Origin of the sequence: Bacteroides sp. MSK.20.12 (assembly GCF_019052435.1) — a bacterium.
Taxonomy (GTDB): domain Bacteria; phylum Bacteroidota; class Bacteroidia; order Bacteroidales; family Bacteroidaceae; genus Bacteroides; species Bacteroides xylanisolvens.
This window is the reverse complement of record NZ_JAHQVH010000035.1, coordinates 58,490-65,394: the sequence shown is the minus strand read 5'-3', so window position 1 is coordinate 65,394 and position 6,905 is coordinate 58,490. Positions and strand designations below refer to the sequence as shown.

8 protein-coding genes are annotated in these 6,905 nt (G+C 43.6%); 5 read left to right on the top strand and 3 right to left on the bottom strand.

Annotated features, from left to right (window positions below):
- The first annotated feature begins 85 nt into the window (after positions 1 to 85).
- Positions 86 to 319: a PspC domain-containing protein gene (locus KTR06_RS17250; RefSeq protein WP_004316218.1), complete on the top strand. Its 234-nt coding sequence runs from the start codon at positions 86 to 88 to the stop codon at positions 317 to 319.
- Between the two features lie 100 nt (positions 320 to 419).
- On the opposite strand, the gene KTR06_RS17245 is transcribed toward KTR06_RS17250, so the two are convergent.
- Positions 420 to 2,285 (bottom strand): DNA polymerase III subunit gamma/tau, encoded by a 1,866-nt coding sequence (locus tag KTR06_RS17245; protein WP_120070993.1) that lies wholly within the window; start codon positions 2,283 to 2,285, stop codon positions 420 to 422.
- A 158-nt stretch (positions 2,286 to 2,443) separates the two neighbouring features.
- Here KTR06_RS17245 and KTR06_RS17240 point away from each other — a divergent pair, with 158 nt between their 5' ends.
- The gene (locus tag KTR06_RS17240; protein ID WP_004316220.1) at positions 2,444 to 2,740 is read left to right on the top strand and encodes a septum formation initiator family protein; all 297 of its coding nucleotides are present in this window, start codon (positions 2,444 to 2,446) and stop codon (positions 2,738 to 2,740) included.
- Positions 2,741 to 2,743: 3 nt separating this feature from the next.
- A complete protein-coding gene (locus KTR06_RS17235) occupies positions 2,744 to 3,085 on the top strand; it encodes a hypothetical protein (protein WP_004316221.1) in 342 nt (113 codons plus the stop codon).
- Positions 3,086 to 3,198: 113 nt separating this feature from the next.
- On the opposite strand, the gene KTR06_RS17230 is transcribed toward KTR06_RS17235, so the two are convergent.
- Positions 3,199 to 3,801, bottom strand: a complete 603-nt coding sequence (locus KTR06_RS17230) for an OmpH family outer membrane protein (RefSeq protein ID WP_032812121.1) — start codon at positions 3,799 to 3,801, stop codon at positions 3,199 to 3,201.
- 27 nt (positions 3,802 to 3,828) lie between these two features.
- Positions 3,829 to 4,062 carry a hypothetical protein gene (locus tag KTR06_RS17225; RefSeq protein ID WP_008026083.1) on the bottom strand — a complete coding sequence of 78 codons (234 nt, stop codon included), beginning with the start codon at positions 4,060 to 4,062 and terminating at the stop codon, positions 3,829 to 3,831.
- 133 nt (positions 4,063 to 4,195) lie between these two features.
- Between KTR06_RS17225 and KTR06_RS17220 the strand changes: the two genes are divergently transcribed.
- Together KTR06_RS17220 and KTR06_RS17215 are read left to right on the top strand one after the other, a co-directional pair.
- Positions 4,196 to 5,656 carry an aminoacyl-histidine dipeptidase gene (locus tag KTR06_RS17220; protein ID WP_087317816.1) on the top strand — a complete coding sequence of 487 codons (1,461 nt, stop codon included), beginning with the start codon at positions 4,196 to 4,198 and terminating at the stop codon, positions 5,654 to 5,656.
- Positions 5,637 to 6,854: an endonuclease gene (locus KTR06_RS17215; protein ID WP_217290614.1), complete on the top strand. Its 1,218-nt coding sequence runs from the start codon at positions 5,637 to 5,639 to the stop codon at positions 6,852 to 6,854. The genes KTR06_RS17220 and KTR06_RS17215 overlap by 20 nt, the downstream gene beginning before the upstream one ends.
- The last annotated feature ends 51 nt before the right edge of the window (positions 6,855 to 6,905 follow it).

The following is a 6,905-nucleotide window of genomic DNA, read 5'->3' as shown; positions in this document are numbered from 1 at the left end:
GTCTTGACTTTCTTATTTACCGGGCGTAAAAAATCTGTTTTTTTATATACCTTTGTATAGTATTCGCACTAAAACAAAGTACATCATGGAAAATGAAAAGAAATTAACCCGTTCTTCCAACCGAATGATCGCAGGTGTATGCGCCGGAATAGCCGAATATTTCGGATGGGATCCTACCTTATTAAGAATAGTGTATATATTAGCTACATTCTTCACTGCTTTCGCCGGAGTAATCATATATATAATCCTGTGGATTGTCATGCCGGGAAAAAGACCTTCAGACGGATACGAAGACCGTATGAATCAACGTTTACATTAAGATAAAAAATCAAAAGTATAGACCATATTTTCATACCGGTATCCGATATAGATAAAAGCCTTCGTTCCTGGAAGATGATAATCCGAGAGAAATAAGTACATTAGTATAGCTCCAGTCCGAACTCATCTTTCAGCTGCATCAACGCCTGATTCTTTTGAGCCATCATCTGGAATTTCTCGACACGTCCCACAGGACGTATTGTTTCCGTTGCCTCACTTACCCGCACTGTCATCACCACTTTGCTGTTTTTCAGTCTGCCACGAAGATAATCCTGCAATTCGGGAATCAAAGCTGTAAAATCCTTTGCAGCAAACTCATTATCAACTACCACTTCAAAAGTCGTTGAGTTATTAAGCAATACCGGACGGAGCATCTGCATACGTTTAGTAAGAGCATCCTGCTCTTTCGGCAACTGACCGGCATATTCCTGCCAATAGTAATTCAAATCCCGGTCATTGAAAATAAAATCCTCTTCCGGTTGCTGCACTCTGGGAACATGAGTGGTAGCTGTATTCTGCGTTGCCTGATCGCGCTGCGGATTCTTAATAGACACGCCCAAATTAGACATCTTCATCACCGGAATCTTCCGCTCTTCCTTGACAGTTGGGGCAACTCCCACTCCTTGCGACGGAGCAGACGAAGCCGCACCAGACGAAGCCGATGCTCCCGGTTGCACTGCTGCAGATGCTTGCGGATGCCGGGCAGTAGTGCCATTAACAGCCTGTGTTGTTACTGAAGACGGAGACGTATGAAGGGAAGCCTGCTGAACCTGGGTTGCAGAAGCGACCTGCGGCTGCTGAGCTGCGGCAGGCTGTGTGAATATGGGTTTTATGGTCTTCGTAGGGCCACGCCCACCACTCACGTCATCCCCCTCGGTGGTAAGCTGTGCAACCTGTATCAAGGTCAGTTCTACCAGCAAACGCTTATTTTTGCTGATGCGGTAATTCAAATCACACTCATTACAAAGCTTCATGGCCCGGTACAAGAAAGGTAACGGACATTTCTGCGCCTGTTCCTGATAGCGTTGGCGTATGCTCGCTCCCACTTCCAGTAGAGGCAATGTCACCGGGTCTTTCCCCACCAACAGGTCACGGAAATGAGACGATAATCCGGTAATAAAATGACTTCCGTCAAAGCCTTTATTCAATATATCATTGAAAAGCAACAAAGCATCACTTACCTTGTTTTCGAGGAAACAATCCGTCAGACGGAAATAATATTCATAATCAAGAACGTTCAGATTATCAATCACACTCTTATAGGTGATATTTCCTCCGGTGAAACTTACAACCTGATCGAAGATAGACAAAGCATCACGCATACCACCGTCTGCCTTCATAGCTATCACGTTCAGTGCTTCCGGCTCCGCCGTGATTCCTTCTTTCGAAGCAACATACGACAGATGATTCACCGTATCTTCCACGCTTATCCGGTTAAAGTCATAAATCTGACAACGGGAAAGAATGGTAGGGAGAATCTTATGCTTCTCCGTCGTAGCCAGGATAAAGATAGCATGACGGGGAGGTTCTTCCAGCGTTTTCAGGAACGCATTGAAAGCAGATGCCGAAAGCATGTGCACCTCGTCGATGATATATACCTTATACTTACCAATCTGCGGCGGGATGCGTACTTGCTCCACCAACTGGCGAATGTCATCTACCGAGTTGTTGGAAGCAGCATCGAGTTCGTGAATATTGTATGATCGCTGTTCGTTGAAAGCTACACATGACTCACACTGATTGCAAGCCTCTCCGTCGGCAGTAGGCGTCATACAATTGATGGTTTTGGCAAAGATACGCGCACAAGTGGTCTTTCCTACCCCACGTGGTCCGCAAAACAAATAAGCATGAGCCAGTTTTTGGGTAGCAATTGCATTTTTCAGCGTAGTAGTCAACGCCCGCTGTCCTACCACCGATTCGAACGTGGACGGACGGTACTTACGGGCTGAAACAATATAGTTTTCCATATCCGGGATTCTCTCTGTTTTTTTGAATTTTCGCTTACTCTGCAAATGTACACAAAAAAAGTGAGATGTAATAAGGGATAAAGAGAGAAGTTTTGAAGCTAAAGCGATAAGTTTTTAAGTTATTAGTTTTATCTTTGCGGATATTAAAAGGAGAAATTATGGGTAAACTAATCAGTATCTGGAGTTTCATACGCAGACGAAAGTATCTCATTACGGTCGTTGCGTTTGCTGTTATCATTGGCTTTCTGGACGAGAACAGCCTAGTTCGTCGTTTCGGATATGAACGGGAGATTAGCCAGTTGAAAGAAGAGATAGAAAAATATCGGGCAGATTACGAAGAGAACACCAAGCGTCTCAACGAAATAACGACCAATCCGGACGCCATCGAGCAGATCGCCCGTGAAAAGTATCTGATGAAGAAACCCAACGAAGATATTTACGTTTTTGAAGATTAAAGAATGAAACAATTAGTACCCGCCCTTTTTGTCGTAGGCGCCATCATGGCTCTCACCGGAGCTGCTGTATTTATCACCGGATGGATCTATGCTCCTTACATATATACTATCGGAGCCGGACTTTTCGCATTGGCACAAGTGAACACGCCTGTCAAAGGAAAAGGCAAAACACTGAAACGCCTACGCGTTCAGCAGATATTCGGAGCATTGGCGCTGATCCTGACTGGAGCCTTTATGTTTACCACCCGAGGCAATGAATGGATTGCCTGCCTCACGATTGCTGCTATCCTCGAACTTTACACTGCTTTCCGTATTCCGCAGGAAGAAGAAAAAGAAAGGGCATAAAAAAAGCCTGTTCATAGCTTTACAGTCTTGAACAGGCGGAAATCGAAAAAAATATTGAAAACGTTCCGTCCTTTTTATCAGGAAACGGAACGTTTATTTTTTATCCTTCACTATTATTTCTTCACAGGTGAATATCTTGCATTCAACCCGTCAACAATTTCTTTTGTGATATTAAAAGTGCTGTCAGCATAAAGCAGGTTATCAAAACCTGTGTTGCTGAAAATCAGGCTATATCCGTGAGTCTTATTATATTCTTTCAGGAAAGCGTTGATAGAATCGCGGAACTGCAAGCTATTCTTGTTGTTCTCTTCCATCAAACCATTCTGAAGTTTGTTACTCAACTCTTGCAAATCTTGTTCCAACTTCACCAGACGGTTGTATTCTTGCTGCGCTCTATCTTGTGACAGGAAAGCATTGTTTTCTACTTTCTTCTGGAAATCTTGTTTTTCCTTGTTCAAAGAGGTAGCCTTCTGATTCAATGTCATGCGAACGTTCTCGCTCTTCTTTACCATCGCCTCATTCAAGTCAATACAGAAATTGTATTTGGCAAGCAGCGTATCTATTTCAACATAGGCAATTTTCATTCCTGACAGTTCGGCATTAGCCTGTGCCGGAGTACTTGTAGTTTGATTGTCAGTTTTGCCAGCACATTGTGAAAATAAAACGATAAACGCAAGAGCAGCCAAACCGTTCATGAGGTAGTTCATTCTATTCATAATTAATAAGTATTGTTTTTAATAAATTTAATTCATACTATCGTTCAAGGCTTTTTCCAACTCATCAATAGAAAAACGCGGTTTCTTTTGTGCTTCGCGATCCTGCGACTGTGCGCATCCGATTCCTTTCTGACGCAACGTTTTATTCCCGCTCACATGACCATTCGGGAATTTTCCACCCTTCGTAAAGAATACTTTCACCCCTAATAATACCAGGGAAATAGCAACTATTAACAAAGTTATCAGTATAGTCTCAACCATTTCTATTAATTTTGTGAGTGCAAAGATAGGCTTTAATGAGATATGAGTTCAGATAAGTCAATCAAATTAACCATATTTAGCAATAGAAGAAGCGAAAACAGCCCTTCTATTCCTATTATAAAATAAAAACAGCATGGAAAAAAAAGACTTAAAGCCGGCTGGCGTATTCAAGTATTTCGAAGAAATCTGCCAAGTGCCACGCCCTTCAAAGAAGGAAGAGAAAATGATTGCCTACCTAAAGGCATTCGGAGCAAAACATAACCTGGAAACTAAGGTGGACGAAGCCGGCAACGTATTGATTAAAAAACCCGCTACTCCGGGAAAAGAAAATCTTCAAACCGTCGTTCTGCAATCACATATCGACATGGTGTGCGAAAAGAACAATGACGTTCAACATGACTTCCTCACCGATCCCATCGAAACGGAAATTGACGGTGAATGGCTGAAAGCCAAAGGCACCACTCTCGGAGCCGACAACGGTATCGGTGTAGCCACCGAATTGGCCATCCTGGCTGACGATAGTATCGAACATGGTCCGTTGGAATGTCTGTTTACCGTAGACGAAGAAACCGGACTTACTGGAGCTTTCGCCCTGCAGGAAGGCTTTATGAACGGTGATATTCTTCTGAACCTCGATTCGGAAGATGAAGGGGAAATCTTTATCGGCTGTGCCGGAGGTATTGACTCCGTTGCAGAATTTACTTATAAGGAAGTGGAAGTTCCTGCCGGATATTTCTTCTTCAAGGTGGAAGTGAAAGGTTTAAAAGGCGGTCACTCCGGTGGTGATATTCATTTGGGACGGGGAAATGCCAACAAAATACTGAACCGTTTCCTTTCACGCATGGCTGGCAGGCATGATCTGTATCTTTGTGAAATCAACGGTGGTAACCTGCGCAACGCTATTCCCCGCGAGGCATACGCTATCTGTGCTGTTCCCGAAGATGCCAAACATGATGTCCGCACCGAACTGAATATCTTCACCAGCGAAATGGAAGACGAATTATCCGTTGTAGAGCCCGACTTAAAGTTGGTTCTCGAATCGGAAGCTCCCCGCAAGACGGCTATCGACCAAGATACCACTACCCGTTTATTAAAAGCTCTGTATGCAGCTCCTCACGGTGTATACGCCATGAGCCAGGATATTCCCGGACTGGTGGAAACTTCTACCAATCTGGCATCTGTCAAGATGAAGCCGAATCATGTCATCCGCATTGAAACTAGTCAGCGGAGCTCGATACTATCCGCACGCAACGATATGGCGAACACGGTTCGTGCCGTATTCCAACTGGCAGGAGCCAATGTTACGTTTGGCGAAGGTTATCCGGGATGGAAACCGAATCCCCACTCGGCTATCCTCGAAGTGGCTGTTGAATCTTACAAGCGTCTGTTTGGTGTAGACGCGAAAGTTAAAGCCATCCATGCAGGATTGGAATGTGGCCTGTTCCTTGATAAATATCCAACGCTGGATATGATTTCTTTCGGACCGACACTGACAGGTGTTCACTCTCCTGACGAACGAATGCTTATTCCTACCGTTGAGAAATTCTGGAAACATCTATTGGATATCTTGGCACATGTTCCTGCCAAGAAGTAACAGACAGATAAGTCAACATAAAGAAGAGTATGGTAACAGTGAAAAGAGAGTAGCTGTTGCCATGCTCTTTTTTGCAATGAATTTAATAGCCGTAAGTTTCTTTGCTCCTTTTTTTGTTATCGCACAAGATTCTCACGAAAGACAAGGCTATCACGACACACAAGTCCCCTCTCAACAAGAAAGAATCCTTTTCCGCGTTGTAAGTTGGAACATAGAAAACCTGTTCGACACTCGTCATGATAGTTTAAAGAACGATCACGAATTTCTTCCCAACGCGATGCGTCATTGGAATTATAGCAGATATAAAAAAAAGCTGGTTGACGTTGCCCGTGTAATTACGGCGATTGGTGAATGGAGTCCGCCTGCATTAGTCGGATTATGTGAAGTAGAAAATGATACAGTGCTTCGTGACCTGACCCGCCGTTCTCCTTTAAAAGAGCTTAGTTATCGTTACGTAATGACCCACTCCCCTGATTTAAGAGGAATTGACGTAGCCTTGCTTTATCAACGGGATTTATTCAAACTATTATCTTCCCGTTCCATTTCCATCCCTCCGTTGAAGCAATACCGCCCGACAAGAGATTTGCTACACGTCAGCGGACTTCTACTGACGGGAGATACGCTCGACGTATTTGTCTGCCACCTCCCCAGCCGTTCGGGTGGAGCCAAAGAATCGGAACCCTATCGCTTATATGCAGCTCACATTCTGCGTATGGAAGTTGATAGCATCATGAACATTCGTTCTCTTCCGCAAGTCATTATTATGGGGGATTTCAACGATTACCCGACCAATCAATCTATTCAGAAAATACTGGAAGCCGAAGCACCTCCTGTTACTACCAATAACCTAGCCTCAACAACCGGCTCCACCAACTTCTCAACAGTTGCCCCCTCCTCATTAAAACTATATCACCTACTCGCCCGGAAAGCTAAATCAAAAGACTTCGGTTCTTACAAATATCGTGGTGAATGGGGATTACTCGATCACTTGATTGTATCAGGCACTCTATTAAATCAATCAAATCACTTTTTCACCAGCGAAGAAAAAGCAAATGTATGCCTTCTCCCCTTTTTACTGAAAGATGACGAAAAATATGGTGATAAAGAACCTTTCCGCACTTATAAGGGGATGAAGTATCAAGGCGGTGTCAGCGACCATTTACCTATTTATGCAGACTTCGAGCTGATTTTATATTAATAAAGTACCGTCTCGTTAGTTCTTTCTATAATAATGAATGAACAACAAATA